General features: G+C 61.0%; 12 protein-coding genes. 6 read left to right on the top strand and 6 right to left on the bottom strand.

The features are described from left to right. The first annotated feature begins 125 nt into the window (after positions 1-125). Positions 126-4436 (top strand): hypothetical protein, encoded by a 4311-nt coding sequence (locus LIY36_RS20065; RefSeq protein WP_226456803.1) that lies wholly within the window; start codon positions 126-128, stop codon positions 4434-4436. A gap of 41 nt (positions 4437-4477) precedes the next feature. Here LIY36_RS20065 and LIY36_RS20060 read toward each other — a convergent pair whose 3' ends face one another. The 4 genes from LIY36_RS20060 to LIY36_RS20045 form a co-directional block, all read right to left on the bottom strand. Continuing rightward, the gene (locus LIY36_RS20060) at positions 4478-6148 is read right to left on the bottom strand and encodes an ATP-binding protein (protein WP_226456801.1); all 1671 of its coding nucleotides are present in this window, start codon (positions 6146-6148) and stop codon (positions 4478-4480) included. Continuing rightward, positions 6148-7647, bottom strand: a complete 1500-nt coding sequence (locus LIY36_RS20055) for an ATPase domain-containing protein (protein ID WP_226456800.1) — start codon at positions 7645-7647, stop codon at positions 6148-6150. Before LIY36_RS20055 ends, LIY36_RS20060 begins: the two co-directional genes overlap by 1 nt. A 144-nt stretch (positions 7648-7791) precedes the next feature. After that, entirely contained in the window at positions 7792-8850 is a 1059-nt protein-coding gene (locus LIY36_RS20050; protein ID WP_226456799.1) for a tetratricopeptide repeat protein, read from the bottom strand. A 67-nt stretch (positions 8851-8917) separates the two neighbouring features. Further along, on the bottom strand, positions 8918-9811 hold the full coding sequence (locus LIY36_RS20045; RefSeq protein ID WP_226456798.1) for a bestrophin family protein: 894 nt from the start codon (positions 9809-9811) through the stop codon (positions 8918-8920). Between the two features lie 216 nt (positions 9812-10027). Between LIY36_RS20045 and LIY36_RS20040 the strand changes: the two genes are divergently transcribed. From LIY36_RS20040 to LIY36_RS20020, 5 genes are read left to right on the top strand one after another with little or no spacing between them, the layout of a single operon-like run. Next, complete coding sequence (locus LIY36_RS20040) at positions 10028-11671, top strand: AMP-binding protein (protein ID WP_226456796.1); 1644 nt, start codon at positions 10028-10030, stop codon at positions 11669-11671. A gap of 21 nt (positions 11672-11692) precedes the next feature. Further along, positions 11693-12460 carry an SDR family NAD(P)-dependent oxidoreductase gene (locus LIY36_RS20035; RefSeq protein ID WP_192300054.1) on the top strand — a complete coding sequence of 256 codons (768 nt, stop codon included), beginning with the start codon at positions 11693-11695 and terminating at the stop codon, positions 12458-12460. Between the two features lie 13 nt (positions 12461-12473). After that, complete coding sequence (locus LIY36_RS20030; RefSeq protein WP_370694897.1) at positions 12474-13658, top strand: acetyl-CoA C-acyltransferase; 1185 nt, start codon at positions 12474-12476, stop codon at positions 13656-13658. Between the two features lie 9 nt (positions 13659-13667). Beyond that, on the top strand, positions 13668-14795 hold the full coding sequence (locus LIY36_RS20025) for an acyl-CoA dehydrogenase (protein WP_226456794.1): 1128 nt from the start codon (positions 13668-13670) through the stop codon (positions 14793-14795). Between the two features lie 11 nt (positions 14796-14806). After that, positions 14807-15580, top strand: a complete 774-nt coding sequence (locus LIY36_RS20020; protein WP_226456792.1) for an enoyl-CoA hydratase — start codon at positions 14807-14809, stop codon at positions 15578-15580. Between the two features lie 138 nt (positions 15581-15718). Here LIY36_RS20020 and LIY36_RS20015 read toward each other — a convergent pair whose 3' ends face one another. After that, positions 15719-16870: an acyl-CoA dehydrogenase family protein gene (locus tag LIY36_RS20015; protein ID WP_226456791.1), complete on the bottom strand. Its 1152-nt coding sequence runs from the start codon at positions 16868-16870 to the stop codon at positions 15719-15721. Between the two features lie 3 nt (positions 16871-16873). Next, positions 16874-17977, bottom strand: a complete 1104-nt coding sequence (locus tag LIY36_RS20010; RefSeq protein ID WP_226456790.1) for an enoyl-CoA hydratase/isomerase family protein — start codon at positions 17975-17977, stop codon at positions 16874-16876. Positions 17978-18071: the final 94 nt, after the last annotated feature.

Raw genomic sequence — 18071 nt, 5'->3', positions numbered from 1 at the left:
ACACCCGGTCATGCTTTCTCGCGACAGGTAGCGGAATCACGGCCTTAGTTCCCTTCACTCAGTTCAGACATTTGTGCCTTCAGCTTCTGAAGGCTCGATGCGCTTAACTGACGAAGGAAACTTGAATGGTTATCGCCAATTATCCCCCTGCTGCACGTTTCACGGTCCCGCCACGCCAGCCAGAGACCGCGCCTGCGCCCGTCGCCCAGCCGCAAGCGATGCCTGCATCGGAAAACGCCATCGCTTCGCGTGCCAAGCGCACCGTTGAGACTCCGGTTGGCACATCCTTGCAGGCCCAAGCTGAACGCGTAAGCTCCACAGCGGTTATCGCCCCAGACAGTAAAAACAAAGAGCATTTTACGCAGGCGGTGTATGCGGGCCTCAGAGAACAACTTGCGTTATACAAGGAACAGGTACGCCTGAACCCTCCGGGAATGACGAAGGAGCAGTTGGCTCAACAGTCCAACGAGCGTATCGCCAATCTCCTCCAGATCTGCCTCATGAAGGTCGAGCCGGGCTCTGCTTACGCGCAGTTGAACACTCTTGAAGCTGGGGAAATGGTGAGTCTCAAGCGGTTTATTCAAGACCATGGCTGGAACCTGCCAACCAGCCTCGGCGAACTGCGTAACCTGGTGAGTTACGCACAGCGCCCCGCACTCCCCACGCAACCGTTTGGTAATTACGGCGGAGCGTTGTCCTGGTCGCAACCGTTGTCTCATGAACAGTTGCTTGGGGCCTACTACCACCCCGTGCAAACACTGGAGCTGCCCGATGAGGGTGGGCTGTTTGGCTTGCTGACATCGAAGTTGCAATTGAGCAGCGCCGAGGCCGGCGATCCAGCGCGCGTCATTAACGCCTTGCTCAACTCGCCGGCCGCCCAAGAGTTCGGGCGTGGGCTGCGTTCCAAGGCGGGCGCAGTTTCCACGCCCGGCAGCGATAACGATTGGCTCCTGGCGGGGCTGCAAGCCTCGCTCGACCGAGAGAGCGTCCTGGGGGCCGTGCAACCGCCACCGCGCAACCGGGTGGCCGGATTCGAACTGAACGATAGCCGCTCCTGGGGCAAATCGCCGTCAACGGTCGTTGCTGGATTGACTGAGCATCTCAAGACCCTCAATCGTGCCAGCGAAGCCATGGCGCCCACTGCGGCTCATCTGTTACTGGCCCGCAAGGCTCCACAGTTTCTGGTCCGGGATATGCCGCCAGGGATGGTGATCGGCTCCCATAGCTGGGTCAGCCTGTGTACGGCAGTCGCGCGTATCGAAGCTCAGGCGCCTGGCAGCGTAGCGACAATGACCTACGCCCAGGTCATGGCCTTTGACAATATTGAGCCGGTCACGCGAGTGGATCAAAGGGTTGCCCAGCATGCCCAGGACCTCGCAATCATTGACTGGGCCGTCTGCAGGGGGATTATTTCTGCCAGCCCCTCTGACAATTACTCCAGCCAGGAACTCTCGCGCATACGTGCGGCCTTCGATGAGCACGTAAGCGAGCTGACCACTGCTTCGGCTATCCAGCGTGCCGACATCCCGAGTCGTAAACAGATCGCACTGGATTGGCTAAAGGAACACTTTGGTGAAGGTACCGACTACGAAAAAAAATGCATTTATCAAGTGCCGCGCAACAACGATCTGCCTGGCCCCTATTCGATTGTGGACCTGGTTATTGAGGGCAGGCTGCTCGATACAACTCTAGTAATCCCTCCCAGAAACTCATTCCGAGCCGCCACCGCCCCTCGATACGTGGCTACCCGGTGGCAGTCGAATGATTCAGGCGTGCCGATAGCCAACATCGTCAATCAAGCGAAAACCATGACGCTGCCCAACTTCAACCAACAGTTCGAAGAGAAGGTCCAGGCGCATTTGGTCCAACTGCAAATAAGCCAGTTTTTCGCCCTTGTGCATCTGCTGACCAACCTGCCCTTGGAGGACCGTAAGTTCCTCGAATATGGCAAGGTCGAGGTCTATCGTGAGGAACTGATCCATCATCAATCAACATCCCCACCGTATTGGCGGCGCGGCCAGCCGGACGAGCTGAAACCTCTGCTGGTCCGTGCCGAGTACGAAGGCCAAGTGCACATTTACGAAGTCAATCCCAATCAACACAAGATCACTCGCCGGCCCGATCTTGAAAGTGATTTCGTGGTTGGTCATCGCGCCTTCCAATATCGGTACGAATTGCACCCCAGGCCGCTCGATGATGACAAGATCAAGGTAAAGGCTTACGCCGACATTCCGGCAGATCGACGTTATATAGAAAAAGTGTCGACCGAAGCCGAAGACGAGCAACGCTTTGCCCAGCGAGCGCCCACGGATGCAGTACCCCAGACATACAACAGCAGCCGGACCTTTCGTATCGCGCAACTGGTTCGGGACAATATGTACGATCAGGTGTCCGAGAAGATTGTCAGGGAAAGCAGAGGCTTGACGACGTTTGAAGGTGAAGTGCCGCCGATTAGAAAGATTCGTGAATTTCTGCTGAACCTGATCCCGCTTCGCTCGGCCATTGTCAACTTCAGCCGTGGCAATGTAGACGGAGGTATTCAGGACCTGTTCTTCGACACGCTTGGCTTTGCTCTCGCGGGCGCGTCCGCCGCTGGGCAGGCAGGGCGCGTGCTGAATGCCGCAGGCTCCACGACAGCCAAGGCCTGGAGTGTGGGGCGAATTGTCGGGCGCGGCGCAATTGGGGCGTTAAGCCCGATACCGGGTGTCGAAGATGCAGTGGCGGCCGCGGGCCGCTCAGGTTTAACCCGTGTCAAGGCGGCGTTGAATCAGGCCCGCGGCGCTGCGGGGCACTATGACGTGTTCAAGGCCAGTCGCAATTTCGACGCTGCGGCGACGGGCACTTACAAGATTAATGGGGCAGTTGCCGAGAGTACCGCCGTTTTGCACAACGGCAAGTGGTACGGCTACGACCCCATCTCGGGGCAACCCTTTGGGGCGGCACTGGATGACTTTACGCCTTCGCTACGGAGCAGTGACGAGCTCCTGGAAAACTGGCAAGGCGCCGCAGTACCGCTGTCCGAGCAATCCAAACGGATCCGGAAAGAATTCCAGGCGCTCAAAGAGAGGTTCAAGAGCGGGACTTCGAGTGCTGAATACAACAGCGGCTACACCCGTGGCGACCCTTTTTCCGTTAAGGGCTTTTCTTCCAAGTTGAACGCTGAGCAGGTCATGAAATTGGCAAGCACCGATGGACTGAGTGCGGCGCAGATTGGCGCCCTGGTCCGACAGCAGGAGCGCCTCGCCGTGCAGCATGCGTTCAGTGGCGTCAAGCAGGCTCAGTCGATCATCGAGGCGACGGGAGGGAACTTCATCCCTAATCCGCAGCGGTTTTACCTCAGTCAGGTCAGTTCGCTGTCGCAAGGCCAATGTGCTGCACTGGCAAAAATCATGGCCTCTGCGCTTGAGCAGGGTAAAGCTCAGACGCTGATTGAAAATATGTTCCTCGCGGCCGCGAAGCCTACTCATCCAGCGTCCATAACGTTTGCCAAAACGCTGCAAGACGTACAAAAACAGGTCACTACGCCGACAACGTTCCATGCTGGCAACAACGTGCGGCAGATATCACATCATGAATTGATCGGCGAGCTGAGCCGCGCCGAAACGTCCACCACCCTGATGATCGACTCCCCCGGCCACTCGATGATGGCGGGCGTAAAATTTGACGGCGAAGGCAAACAGTTCTTTTTTTATGATCCAAACCTGGGTCTCGTCACATTTCCTACCGAAAAATCCATGAGTGATGGCCTGCAAGCACTGTTTACCCAGAAAAAACCGGCGACCCCTTATCGGACCTACAGTACCAGCGGTGACAAGCTCGAATTCAGGGTCAGTACCCATGACGAAGGCTGGGCCAGCAAGGCGAGCGTGGATGAACAATCGACCAAGCAGTTGTACGAAACCCGTCTTGATACGTCCACGCCGAACACCGGCCAGCTGCCGGGCAGTACCACGCCAGCGGTGTCGGAGCGGATATACGTGCCGGTCACCGAATCAGCACACACCCTGGATGCCACCTCGACGTTGTACACACGAGGGATCAGTGATTGCACCGCCTTGGCAGTGCTGAGCGATTTGAAGGACGGGATCTATCACAAACGTACGTTGATACATCTGCAAGGTGGCGTAGCCGACCCGTCAATGCTGCCGCTGTTGAAGCAATTGGATGCATCGTTGGCCAATGGCGGCAAAGTGATCTTCGTCGGCGGTGACAACGCGCGTAGCGCGCAGGGGCTGGCAAGCTCTCTGAAGCAAACCATCGCAGATCAACAGCCGCTGCTGGACATTATCAACAGGCAACCCCAGTCAACGGTAATCGTCACTGCTTCAGGTATTGATATAAAGCCGGACGGTACATTCGAACTGATCGAAGGCGGGCATCCGCCCCAAGTGTTGGACGCCGCCATGAAAAGAGAGGTCTTTGATCGAATCGATTAAGCGCATTGGAAGGCGCGGGGCCTGATCTGGCAGGCCCCGTTTTACCCTCTGATCATTTCCCGGACCTTCGCTGTCAACAAATCAAAGGTAAACGGCTTGGTGATCAGCTGCATGCCCGGATCAAGAAAACCTCCTCTCACCGCCGCATGCTCGGCATAACCGGTAATGAACAGCACTTTGAGCTCCGGTCGCAGCTGCCGACCGATCTCTGCCAACTGGCGCCCGTTCATCCCTGGCAAACCGACGTCGCTGATCAGCAGGTCAATACGCTGATCGGACTCAATGATCGGTACCGCTGTGGTAGCGTCGCCCGCTTCGACAAAGCCATAACCCAACTCCTTGAGCACGGCGCTGACCAGTACTCTCACAGCCGGGTCGTCCTCGACAATCAACACCGTCTCGCCCGCAACGGCCAGGGGCAGCAATGTCGGATCAGCCGTCTGGTTCGCGATGATTTCACCGACAAAACGCGGCAGGAACAAGCTGACGGTGGTGCCCTTGCCGACCACGCTATGGATCGTCACATGACCATGGGATTGGCGGGCAAACCCGTAGATCATCGACAGGCCCAGGCCTGTGCCTTGACCGATTGGCTTGGTGGTAAAGAACGGATCGAAGACCCGTCCTATCACGCTCTCGGGAATGCCACAGCCCGTGTCGCTGACGCTCAGTTCCACGTAGTCACCGGGCTTCAAGGTGCCGTAAGCGGCAGTGAACACGCTGTCGAGGTGGCGGTTGCTGGTTTCGACAGTGAGGTTGCCGCCATTGGGCATAGCGTCCCGTGCGTTGATCACCAGGTTGAGCAGGGCGCTCTCCAGTTGGTTGGGGTCGGCTTCGGCGGTCCATAGTGTATCGGTGAGGCTCATATCCAGGGCGATGCTTTCGTTGATGCTGCGTTGCAGCAACTCGCCCATGGCCGTGACCAAACGGTTGATTTCCACGGGCTTGGAATCCAGGGATTGGCGCCGCGAAAACGCTAATAGACGATGGGTCAGGCCAGCCGCGCGGTTGGCAGAAGTGACGCCCAAATCGATCAGGCTGTCCAGGTCGTCCAGCTTGCCCCGCGACACCCGCCGGCGCAGCAGCTCCAGGCTGCCGATGATGCCGGTGAGCATGTTGTTGAAGTCGTGGGCGATGCCGCCCGTCAGTTGGCCGACCGCTTCCATTTTCTGCGACTGGCGTAACGCATCTTCGTTGTGGCGCAGCTGCGCGGTGCGTTCTTCCACCTGTTGTTCGAGGGTTTCCAGAGTGCGTTGCAGGCGTGACTCGCTTTCGCTCAGGTCGACCAGGCGATCACGGGCTTCATATTGCCGGCGGCGGCCGCGCAAGGCAGTACTCACCAGGCTGATCAGGGTCACCGGGTGAAACGGTCGCTCCAGGAACGTCACGTTGCCGAGCAAGCCGCTCAGTTGCCTGGTGCCGATTTGCTCTTTGCCGCCGTGGTGCGTCAGCAACACGATGGGCAAGTCCGACCAGGCCGGTTGCTGTTGCAGGTACTCCAACAATGGCTCCAACGCCACACCGCGCAGCGCTTCGGCGGCGATGATCAGCAGGCCGGCGCCTTGCTCCAGCGCCGCGCTCAGCGCGCCCAGGTCGCTGGCCACCATGCCGCCGTAGCCGGCTTCGTTGAGCATCATCAACGCCAACGAGCCGTCGCGGCCCATTGGCGCAAGGATGATTGCGCGCTCGGAGAGGGGTGACAGGCCCGGCACTACCCCAGGTCCTTTAGCAGTGGCGAACCGGCGCCCATGTACGTCGGAATGCCCCGCAGCACGCCCTGGAAGTTGTTCAGCGGTTCGCCCACGGTCATGCCGCGACTGCCGATGCGGTATTCGCGGATCGTGGATTCATGGGCGCCGGTGCGCTTTTTGATGATCGAGATGGCGCGGCGCACTTCACCGATGGCTTCGAAGTAGCGCAACAAAATCACGGTGTCGGCCAGGTAAGTGATGTCCACCGGCGCCTGCATGTCGCCCACCAGCCCGTGTTGCGCAACGGTCATGAAGGTCGCTGCGCCACGGCGGTTGAGGTACAGCAGCAGCTCGTGCATGTGCAGGATCAGCGCGTTCTCTTCCGGCATCGCGGCCTGGTAGCCGTTGATGCTGTCGATCACCACGGTCTTGATTCCGCTGTCGTCGACGGCGCGGCGCACCCGGTGGGAGAACTCGCCTGGGGACAGTTCGGCGGCGTCGACCTGTTCAATCAGCAGGTTGCCAGTGGCTTGCAGCGCTTGGAGGTCGATGCCCATGTTTTTCATGCGCTCGAACAACAACCCCAGTTCTTCATCGAAGATAAACAGTGCGGCTTTCTCGCCACGGGCCACCGCAGCGGCCGCGAAGATCATCGAGATCAGTGACTTGCCCGTACCCGCCGGGCCGAGGATCAGGCTGCTGGAGCCGGTCTCGATACCGCCGCCGAGCAACGAATCCAGCTCCTTGATGCCGCTGGTCAGGGTCTGGCGGTTGTAGCCGCCACGGTGTTCGGCCGCGACCAGGCGCGGGAACACATGCACGCCGTCCTGCAGGATGGTGAAGTCGTGGAAGCCGCCGCGGTATTTCTGCCCCCGGTACTTCACCACCCGTACCCGGCGCCGTTCCGCGCCGTAGTTGGGCGTCAGTTCTTCCAGGCGGATCACGCCGTGGGCGACGCTGTGCACGGTCTTGTCGAGGGATTCGGTGGTCAGGTCGTCCAGCAGTAGCACCGTGGCGTCATAGCGCACGAAGTAATGCTTGATCGCCAGGATCTGCCGGCGATAGCGCAGCGAGCTTTGCGCGAGCAGGCGGATCTCCGACAGGCTGTCGATGACCACGCGGGACGGCTTGACCCGTTCGACCACCTCGAAGATCTGCCGGGTGGCCTCGCCCAGCTCCAGGTCGGAGGAGTACAGCAGGCTTTGCTGGTGGTCGGCGTTGAGCAGGCTTTCGGGTGGAGTCAATTCGAAGATATTGATGTTGTCATCCAGGTCCCAACCGTGGGACTTGGCGCCCTGGCGCAACTCGCGCTCGGTTTCGGACAAGGTGATGTACAGAGACGTTTCGCCGTTTTTCGCACCGGCCTGCAAAAAATGCAGGGCGACGGTGGTTTTACCAGTGCCGGGTTCACCTTCCAGCAGGAACAGATGGCTACGCGAGAGCCCACCGCAAAGAATGTCGTCAAGACCTTCGATGCCGATGGCCGCCTTTTCACTGAACAGCTCGTTGGATGTAGACAAGAATTGCCCTCGGATCACATACAAATAGAGGAGCGCACCGCCTTGGGCACGCCATATTTACTTGACCGTAGTGGCCTGTGACCGTTCAACGGATTCTGATATTTGTACAAGTTGCGTGGGTTTTTACAAGTTTTTGCAGTGCGGCTACAAGCCTTGCTGCAAGGCCGGATCGTCCGGGTTTTGTTGTTCGAGCTGGGCGAGCAACACCTGTACGTTCTGCAGTTGGCCGCTTTCCTTCCAATAGTTGACCAGCAGCACACGGGCCTTGCGATTGGCAGGGTGACGCTGGACGATTTCTTCCAACTGACGTTGCGCGGCTTCCAGTTCGTTCTGGGCGTGCAGGGTGGTGGCCAGGTCGTAGCGGTAATCCTGATTGTCCGGCTCCAGCTCTACCGCCTTGGACAGGCCGAGCAGGGCATAGGCACGCTCACCATGGTGCAGCAGCCACAGGCCGAGTGCGTGTTGCAGGTAGGCAGATTCCGGGTGCGCCGCCAGTTGCCGTGCCAGCAATTGGCGCGACTCTTCACTTTTGCCCTGTTTATCCAGCAATTCGATCTGTGCGACCACGGCTTGCAGGTTGTCGGGCTGCAAGCGCATGGCTTGCTCCAGGGCATTTTGCGCGTCCGGCAGCAGGGCGCTGTGGATGTACAGGCGCGCCAGTTGAATCCAGCCCTCGGCAGATTCGGGCTGAGCCTTGAGGTATTTGACGAATTCGTCCAGCACTTGCTGCAACGGGCCGAAGTACAGGCCCAGGGTGTCGGGCGACAGGCCGAGCAGGGCATTGGCGGCGGCAAAGCGCACGCTTTGCTGCGGGTCGTCCAGCGCCGGGCCAAGCAGCAGTGTGCGCTGGCCGCTGGGCACCAGGCCGACGATGCTGTGGATCGCGGCCTCGCGTACCAGCGGGGAATCGCTGGCCAGGTCCTTGTCAGCCAGTTTCAAGGCTTGCGGGCTGGGGTAATTGGGCAGTTCAGCGTGCAGCGCGGCACGCCGTTCAGGCGACAGGTCCGGCCGCGCCAATTGCTGGTAAAGCACGCGGGCCGCGCCAGGCTCGCCGTTATGCGCCTGTTTAAGGGCTTTTGAATAACCATGGGCAATCGCCGGCGGCACGGCCACCTGGGTGGAGCGGGAGAAATACCAGGCGAGCAATACAAAAAACAGCAGGGCGCACAGGCCGACGATGGCGTAACGGCGTGACTTAGACATGCAGGCGTCCGAAAAGTATTACAAAGCCGTCAGCTTCGGTCAGACCAACGCGAGTGTCAAACCGGCATCAGGTCAGCACGTACTCCACAGGTTCCAGGGCGGGCGGCAAGTCGCTTTCGCCGAGGGCGGCGCGCAGTTCGCGCTCCAGGTTGCGCACGATGGCATTGCACGGCAGGTCGTTTTCGTCGAAGCCGAACGGGTCTTCGAGGTCATCGCCAATTTCGTCGAGGCCAAAGAAGGTGTAGCTGACGATGGCGGTGAACACTGGCGTCAACCAGCCCAGCGGCTCGGCCATGGCGAACGGCAGCAAAATGCAGAACAGGTAGATGGTGCGGTGCAGCAACAACGTGTAGGGGAAGGGCAGCGGCGTACTCTTGATCCGTTCGCACGACGCCTGCACCTGGCTCAGGCTGACCAGTCGGGTTTCCAGTTGGGTGTAGCGCCACTCGCTGATCACGCCTTGCTCGCACAGTCGGGAAAAGCGCGCGCCGAGTTGCTGCAGCACATTGTCGGGCAGGTTCGGGTGCGCTGCGTCTACGCCGATCCAGGGCGTGATCGCCCGGGCTTCGTCTTCGTGGCGCAAACGCGCGATCAAACCATGGGCAAAACCGCACAAACCGCGCAACAACCCGGTGCGCTCTGGCGAATCGCCGAGTACTTGGGTTTCACGGATCAGTGAGCGCACATCAATGATCATCTGCCCCAACTGCTTGCGACCTTCCCACCAACGGTCGTAGCAGGCGTTGTTGCGAAAACTCATGAAGATCGACAACGACAACCCCAGCAAAGTGAAGGGCGTGGCGTTGACCTTGGAGAAATACGCCGGGTGCCACGTCTCGACCAGCACGATCACCGACGCGAGCAGCGTCACCAGCAGGCTGCGCAAGGCAATGCGCTTGGCAATCGAACCCTTGAGGGAGAACAGGATACCCAGCAAGTTGGGCTTGGGACGGACGATCATCGGCAGGGGGACTTCTTTGGTGGCGCAGGCCCTCAGGTTAGAAGCTTGCGCCAGGGCCGTCCAATCGCTTGGGCTGACCGGTCGATCAGCGCGATCGATGATTGGCCAAAGCAGTCAGCCAACTTGAAAGCTTTGACCATTGCTGCTGCAGCGCTCTGGAGCGACTATTTCCACGGTTTACGTCCTTAAAATAACAATGCAGAAGGATTTGAAGCGATGCGTGACTATTTGGCTGCCACCACCGGGTTTGACTACCAGCACACCGTTGACGCCGCACTCGCCGGCAACCTGCAAGGCCTCAATGCCTGCGTCGAATGTTGCGACCGCCACGCACTGCCGGGGCGCATCGCGTTGTTCTGGGAAGGCAAGGACGGGCGCAGCGCTACGTCGACCTTTACCGACTTGCAGGACCAGGCCGCACGCTTCGCCAACTTTTTGCTGGCCCAGGGCGTCAAGCGCGGCGACAAGGTGGCGGGGCTGTTGCCCCGCACGGCGGAACTGCTGGTGGTGGTGTTCGCGACGTGGCGCATCGGTGCGGTCTATCAACCTCTGTTTACTGCCTTCGGGCCCAAGGCCATCGAGCACCGCCTGAACAGCTCCGGCGCCGCCTTGGTGGTCACCGATGCGGTAAACCGGCCCAAGCTGACGGAAGTCGACGGCTGCCCGACCATCGTCACGGTCAGCGGCGCCAAGGGCGAAGGCCTGGTGCGCGGCGACTTCAGTTTCTGGGCCGAATTGCCCAACTACTCCAACGTGTGCGAACCGGTGTTACTGGGCGCGGACGATCCCTTCCTGCTGATGTTCACCTCCGGCACGACCGGCCCATCCAAAGCGTTGTCTGTGCCACTCAAGGCCATCGTGGCATTCCAGAGCTACACCCGCGACGCCGTGGACCTGCGCCCCGAAGACGCGTTCTGGAACGTCGCCGACCCGGGCTGGGCCTACGGTATCTATTTCGGCGTGACCGGGCCGCTGTCCATGGGCCACCCGATTACCTTCTACGATGGCCCCTTCACCCTGGAAAGCACCTGCCGGGTGATCAACAAATACGGGATCACCAACCTGACCGGCTCGCCCACCGCCTACCGCCTGTTGATCGCCGGCGGTGAGCAGTTCGCGCGCGCAATCAAGGGCAAGCTGCGCATCGTCAGCAGCGCCGGCGAGCCGCTCAACCCGGAAGTGATCCGCTGGTTTGCCGACCAACTCGGCGTGACCATCCACGACCACTATGGCCAGACCGAACTGGGCATGGTGCTGTGCAATCACCATGGCCTGGAACACCCGGTGCATGTGGGCTCGGCCGGATTTGCCTCGCCGGGCCACCGTATCGTGGTGCTGGACGATGATTATCAGGAGTTGCCCGCCGGCCAGCCCGGCATCCTCGCCATCGACCGCGAACAGTCGCCGATGTGCTGGTTCGGCGGCTATGACGGCGTGAAGACCAAGGCGTTTGTCGGCAAGTACTACCTGAGCGGCGACACCGTGGAATTGAACCCCAATGGCAGCATCAGCTTTGTCGGGCGCAGTGACGACGTGATCACCACCTCCGGTTACCGCGTTGGCCCGTTCGATGTGGAAAGCGCGCTGGTCGAGCACCCGGCTGTGATCGAAGCGGCGGTGGTCGGCAAGCCGGACCCGGAGCGCACCGAACTGGTCAAGGCCTTCGTGGTGATCAACAGCCAATACCGCGCCACCCCGGAGCTCGCCGAAGAACTGCGCCAGCATGTGCGCAAGCGCCTGGCCGCACATGCCTATCCACGGGAAATCGAATTTGTCAGCGACCTGCCCAAGACCCCGAGCGGCAAGTTGCAGCGTTTTATCTTGCGTAACCAGGAGATCGCCAAAGCGGCGGTTGCCTGATCCACTTTTAAGGACACGATGATGCAGATTGAAAACAAGGTATTCCTGATCAGCGGCGGTGCTTCGGGCCTTGGCGCGGCCACGGCCGAGATGCTGGTTGCCGCTGGCGCCAAAGTCATGCTGGTGGACCTCAATGCCGAGGCCGTCGCGGCCAAGGCCAAGCAACTGGGGGACAACGCCCGCGCCGCCGTGGCGGACATCAGCCAGGAAGCGGCCGCCGAGGCCGCGGTGCAGGCTGCCGTGACCGCGTTTGGTGGCTTGCACGGCCTGGTCAACTGCGCCGGTGTGGTGCGTGGCGAGAAAATTCTCGGCAAGAACGGCCCCCATGCCCTGGCCAGCTTTGCCCAGGTGATCAATGTCAACCTGATCGGCAGCTTCAACCTGTTGCGCCTGGCAGCAGCGGCCATCGCCGAGACCGAAGCGAATGCCGACGGCGAGCGCGGCGTGATCATCAACACCGCATCGGTGGCCGCGTTCGACGGGCAGATCGGCCAGGCGGCGTATTCTGCCTCCAAAGGCGCCATCGCCAGCCTGACGCTGCCCGCCGCCCGCGAACTGGCGCGCTTTGGCATCCGTGTGATGACCATCGCACCGGGCATCTTCGAAACGCCGATGATGGCCGGCATGACCCCGGAAGTACGCGACTCCCTGGCCGCTGGCGTGCCATTCCCGCCACGCCTGGGCAAACCGGCCGAATACGCCGCGTTGGTGCGGCACATCATTGAAAACAGCATGCTCAATGGCGAGGTGATCCGTCTCGACGGTGCCTTGCGCATGGCGGCCAAGTAAGGAGCGAATGACCATGACTGATCCCATCGTAATTGTCAGCGCCGTGCGCACGCCCATGGGCGGCTTCCAGGGCGAACTCAAGAACCTGACCGCGCCGCAACTGGGCGCGGCGGCAATTCGTGCGGCAGTTGAGCGCGCAGGCATTGCCAGTGACGCCGTAGATGAAGTGCTGTTCGGCTGCGTGCTCCCGGCGGGCCTCGGCCAGGCACCGGCACGCCAGGCGGCGTTGGGCGCAGGCCTGGACAAGTCGACGCGCTGCACCACCCTCAACAAGATGTGCGGCTCGGGCATGGAAGCGGCGATTCTCGCCCATGACTCGCTGCTGGCCGGCAGCATTGCGGTGGCGATCGCCGGGGGCATGGAAAGCATGTCCAACGCGCCGTACCTGCTCGATCGTGCGCGCAGCGGCTACCGCATGGGCCACGGCCGCGTGCTCGACCATATGTTCCTCGACGGCTTGGAAGACGCCTACGACAAGGGCCGCCTGATGGGCACGTTCGCCGAGGACTGTGCGATGCACAACGGTTTCAGCCGTGAAGCCCAGGACGCGTTCGCGATTGCCTCCCTGACCCGTGCGCAGGAAGCCATCGCCCATGGCAAATTTGCCGCCGAGATCGTCCCGGTGCAGGTCACCGTCGGCAAGGAACAAGTGACGGTGTTGCATGACGAGCAACCACCGAAAGCCAAGCCTGACAAGATCGCCAGCCTGAAACCGGCGTTCCGTGAGGGGGGCACTGTGACGGCCGCCAACTCCAGCTCGATTTCCGATGGGGCGGCGGCGTTGCTGCTGATGCGCCAGTCCGAGGCCCAAAAACGCGGCTTGAAGCCGCTGGCGGTGATCCACGGCCACGCGGCGTTTGCCGATGAGCCAGGGCTGTTTCCGGTGGCACCAGTGGGAGCGATCCGTACGTTGATGAGCAAGACCGGCTGGAACCTGGCTGACGTCGATCTGTTCGAGATCAACGAAGCCTTCGCCGTGGTCAGCCTGGTGACCATGAGCAAGCTGGAAATCCCCCACGCCAAGGTCAATATCCATGGCGGCGCCTGCGCCCTGGGCCATCCGATTGGCGCGTCCGGTGCGCGCATCCTGGTGACGCTGCTGTCGGCGCTGCGCCAGAACAACCTCAAGCGTGGCGTTGCCGCGATCTGCATCGGCGGTGGTGAAGCCACGGCCATGGCCGTCGAATGCCTGTATTAAGGACTCACCATGTTGCCAGATGACGAACAACTGCAAATCAGCGAAGCTGCCCGGCAATTTGCCCAGGAGCGCCTGAAACCCTTCGCCGCCGAATGGGACCGCGACCACCGTTTCCCCAAGGAAGCCATCGGTGAAATGGCCGAGCTGGGTTTTTTCGGCATGTTGGTGCCGGAGCAGTGGGGCGGTTGCGACACCGGCTACCTGGCCTACGCCATGGCCCTGGAAGAGATCGCCGCCGGCGACGGTGCCTGCTCGACCATCATGAGCGTGCACAACTCGGTCGGTTGCGTGCCGATCCTCAAGTTCGGCAACGATCAGCAGAAAGAGCAATTCCTCAAGCCCCTGGCCAGCGGTGCCATGCTCGGCGCGTTCGCGTTGACCGAACCCCAGGCCGGCTCCGATGCCAGCAGCCTGAAAACCCGTGCGCGCCTGGAAGGCGACCACTATGTACTGAACGGTTGCAAACAGTTCATCACCTCCGGGCAAAACGCCGGGATCGTGATTGTGTTTGCAGTCACCGACCCCGCGGCGGGCAAACGTGGCATCAGTGCGTTTATCGTGCCGACGGATTCGCCCGGCTACACCGTGGCGCGGGTCGAGGACAAGCTCGGCCAGCACGCGTCGGACACCTGTCAGATCCTGTTTGAAGACGTGAAGGTACCGGTCGCTAACCGTCTGGGCGAGGAGGGCGAGGGCTACAAGATCGCCCTGGCCAACCTGGAAGGCGGGCGCGTCGGCATCGCTTCGCAATCGGTGGGCATGGCCCGCGCGGCCTTTGAAGCGGCACGTGACTATGCGCGTGAGCGCGAAAGCTTCGGCAAGGCGCTGATCGAGCACCAGGCCGTGGCGTTTCGCCTGGCGGATATGGCCACGCAAATTGCGGTGGCCCGGCAAATGGTGCATTACGCCGCCGCCCTGCGTGACAGCGGCAAGCCCGCGCTGGTAGAAGCCTCGATGGCCAAGTTGTTCGCTTCGGAAATGGCCGAGAAAGTCTGCTCCGCCGCCTTGCAAACCCTCGGCGGTTACGGTTACCTGAGCGACTTTCCCCTGGAGCGGATCTACCGCGATGTGCGGGTCTGCCAGATCTACGAAGGCACCAGCGATATTCAACGCATGGTCATCTCACGCAATCTCTAAGGAGCCGCCACATGAGTTACGAAACCATTTTGCTTGACGTCCAGGGCCGCGTCGGGCTGATCACACTCAATCGCCCCCAAGCCCTGAACGCGCTGAATGCACAACTGGTCAGCGAATTGAACCAGGCGCTCGATGGCCTGGAAGCCAACCCTGACATCGGCTGCATCGTGCTGACCGGCTCGAAAAAAGCCTTCGCCGCCGGCGCCGACATCAAGGAAATGGCCGAGCTGACCTACCCGCAGATCTATCTCGACGATTTGTTCAGCGACAGCGATCGCGTGGCCAACCGCCGCAAGCCGATCATCGCAGCGGTCAACGGCTTTGCCCTGGGCGGCGGCTGCGAGCTGGCGCTGATGTGCGACTTTATCCTGGCCGGCGATGGCGCCAAGTTCGGCCAGCCGGAAATCAACCTCGGTGTGCTGCCGGGCATGGGCGGTACCCAGCGCCTGACCCGCGCGGTGGGCAAGGCCAAGGCCATGGAAATGTGCCTGACCGGGCGTTTTATCGATGCGGTGGAAGCCGAGCGCTGCGGGATCGTGGCGCGGATCGTACCGGCTGATGAATTGCTGGAAGAGGCGCTGAAAGTCGCCACGCTGATTGCCGGCAAGTCGGTGCCGATCAGCATGATGGTCAAGGAAAGTGTGAACCGCGCGTTTGAAGTGAGCCTGTCCGAAGGCGTGCGCTTTGAGCGCCGGGTGTTCCATGCCGCGTTTGCGACCCAGGATCAGAAAGAAGGCATGGCCGCGTTCGTGGCCAAGCGTGCCCCGCAGTTCAAAGACAGGTAATTCGATCTCCCAACGGGTGGGAGCGGCTTATGTGGGAGCGGGCTTGCTCGCGAAAGCGGTGGATCAGTTGAAATACCCGTGACTGACACACCGCATTCGCGAGCAAGCCCGCTCCCACACTGTTTTGCAGTGTGTCAGTCAGAGTTGGTAGTGCCTGAGTTCACGGGCAATCACCATTCGCTGGATCTCGCTGGTCCCCTCGTAAATCTGCGTGATCCGCGCATCCCGGTAGTAACGCTCCACCGGGTAATCCTCCAGATACCCATACCCACCATGGATCTGCATCGCTGACGAGCAGACTTTCTCCGCCATTTCCGAAGCAAACAGCTTGGCCTGGGACGCTTCGGACAGGCATGGCTTGCCGGCACTGCGCAACCGTGCGGCGTGCAGGATCAGCAGGCGCGCGGCATTCAGGCGGGTTTGCATATCCGCCAGCAGGTTGGCCACGCTCTGGTGCTCGATGATCGCCTTGTCGAACTGCACACGATCCCGGGCATAAGCCAGCGCCGCTTCAAACGCCGCGCGGGCGATGCCCAGGGCCTGGGCGGCGATACCGATGCGGCCACCTTCGAGGTTGGACAGGGCGATGGCCAGGCCTTTGCCGCGCTCGCCCAGCAGGTTGGCCGCAGGCACCGTGCATTGGTTCAGGGTGACGGCGCAGGTGTCCGAGGCACGAATGCCCATCTTGTGTTCAGTGCGGTCGACCACAAAACCGGGGGTGTCGGTGGGTACCAGGAACGCCGAGATGCCCTTTTTGCCGAGGTCGGGATCGGTCACGGCAAACACGATGGCCAGCTTGGCGCGTTTGCCGTTGCTGACGAATTGCTTGGCACCACTGATCACCCACTGATCGTCACGCAGTTCGGCACGGGTGCGCAGGTTATGTGCTTCGGAACCGGCCTGGGGCTCGGTCAGGCAGAAGCAACCAATCGCCTGGCCGCTGGCGAGGTCGGCCAGCCAGGTTTGTTTCTGTTCAGCTGTGCCGTAGTTGAGGATCGGCCCGCAACCCACTGAATTATGGATACTCATCAGTGCGCCAGTGGCGCCGTCACCGGCGGAAATCTCTTCGACAGCCAGGGCGTAAGCCACGTAATCCACATAGGTGCCCCCCCATTCCTCAGGGACCACCATGCCCAACAGGCCCAGCTCACCCATCTTGGCGACCAGTGCATCGTCGATCCAGCCGGCTTTTTCCCAGGCCTGGGCATGGGGGGCGATTTCACCCCGGGCGAAATCGCGAGCCATGTCGCGAATCATCACTTGTTCTTCTGTGTATTCAATGTCTTGCATAACTTATCTCGCAACGTGCTTGAAGTGTTGGAAGAAGCTATCGACGTGGCTGGCGTCCAATGCCTGAAGCGTCGGCGGGTTCCAGCGTGGGGCTTTGTCTTTATCGATGATCAACGCACGCACGCCTTCAATCAGGTCGCCGCGCTCAAACCATTGCCGGTCCAGGTGCAGCTCCAGGGCGAAGCATTGCTCCAGCGGCAGGCGCCGGCCACGGCGCAACATCTCGAGGGTCACGGCCATGGCCAGTGGCGAACGGGTTTGCATCAGGCCGACGGTGGCCAGCGCCCACTCATGGCTATCGGCTACGGTGACTTGCTGCAGTTGTTCGACGATGCTCGGGACGTCCGGCAAAGCGAAGAAGTGGTCGATGGCCGGGCGCAAGCGTGCCAGCGGGGCGTCGGGCAATTGCTGTACGCCGAGCTTGGCCAGTACGCCTTGCAGATCCTTGAGGGCCGACTCGTGCCACTGCAGGTGATCGAGCTTGTGATCCAGCTCGGTCAGCCTGGCACTGTCCAGGTACCAGTCCGCCAAACCACAGTACAACGCATCGGCGGCACGAATCTGCACGCCGGTAACCCCCAGGTAAATCCCCAGCTCGCCGGGAATGCGTGGCAGGAAGTAGCTGCCGCCAACGTCCGGGAAGTAACCGATGGCCACTTCCGGCATCGCCAGGCGGCTGCGCTCGGTGACCACGCGCAGGTCGGCGCCTTGCACCAGGCCCATGCCGCCGCCCAGGACAAAGCCGTCCATCAGCGCGAGGACCGGTTTACGGTAGTGGTGAATAGCGAGGTCGAGGGCGTATTCCTCGACGAAGAAGTCTTCGTGCAAGGTATCGCCTTGCTTGAAGCTGTCATATAGGGAACGGATGTCACCGCCGGCGCAGAAGGCTTTGTCACCCGCTCCGCGCAGGACCACGGCGTAGACTGCGGGGTCATCCGCCCAGGCGTGCAACTGGTGGGTCAGGCTGCGGACCATGTCCAGGGTGATGGCATTCAACCCGGCGGGGCGGTTGAGGGTGAGGTGGCCGATATGGTTGCGGACTTCGACCAATACGTCTTGCGGATGAATTGCTGCGTGGCTTGCTTGCGATGAAACCTGAGCAGTCATCTCTAACTCCCTGCTTTTATTGTCTTTATCAAGATGTTCGCGGGCGAACCTTCTCGCGATCCTACCAGTGCAAATTTGCCCAGTACAACGTGGA

This window comes from Pseudomonas sp. AF03-9 (genome assembly GCF_020515815.1).
In the GTDB taxonomy this organism is placed as follows: domain Bacteria; phylum Pseudomonadota; class Gammaproteobacteria; order Pseudomonadales; family Pseudomonadaceae; genus Aquipseudomonas.
This window is presented reverse-complemented; position numbering and strand designations above follow the sequence as displayed.

What these genes read in the sequence shown, in the direction of transcription:
- LIY36_RS20065 (WP_226456803.1), top strand. Translation starts at nt 126, where the DNA reads ATGGTTATCGCCAATTATCCCCCTGCTGCACGTTTCACGGTCCCGCCA.
- LIY36_RS20050 (WP_226456799.1), bottom strand. Translation starts at nt 8,850, where the DNA reads ATGTCTAAGTCACGCCGTTACGCCATCGTCGGCCTGTGCGCCCTGCTG.
- LIY36_RS20045 (WP_226456798.1), bottom strand. Translation starts at nt 9,811, where the DNA reads ATGATCGTCCGTCCCAAGCCCAACTTGCTGGGTATCCTGTTCTCCCTC.
- LIY36_RS20040 (WP_226456796.1), top strand. Translation starts at nt 10,028, where the DNA reads ATGCGTGACTATTTGGCTGCCACCACCGGGTTTGACTACCAGCACACC.
- LIY36_RS20035 (WP_192300054.1), top strand. Translation starts at nt 11,693, where the DNA reads ATGCAGATTGAAAACAAGGTATTCCTGATCAGCGGCGGTGCTTCGGGC.
- LIY36_RS20030 (WP_370694897.1), top strand. Translation starts at nt 12,474, where the DNA reads ATGACTGATCCCATCGTAATTGTCAGCGCCGTGCGCACGCCCATGGGC.
- LIY36_RS20025 (WP_226456794.1), top strand. Translation starts at nt 13,668, where the DNA reads ATGTTGCCAGATGACGAACAACTGCAAATCAGCGAAGCTGCCCGGCAA.
- LIY36_RS20020 (WP_226456792.1), top strand. Translation starts at nt 14,807, where the DNA reads ATGAGTTACGAAACCATTTTGCTTGACGTCCAGGGCCGCGTCGGGCTG.
- LIY36_RS20015 (WP_226456791.1), bottom strand. Translation starts at nt 16,870, where the DNA reads ATGCAAGACATTGAATACACAGAAGAACAAGTGATGATTCGCGACATG.
- LIY36_RS20010 (WP_226456790.1), bottom strand. Translation starts at nt 17,977, where the DNA reads ATGACTGCTCAGGTTTCATCGCAAGCAAGCCACGCAGCAATTCATCCG.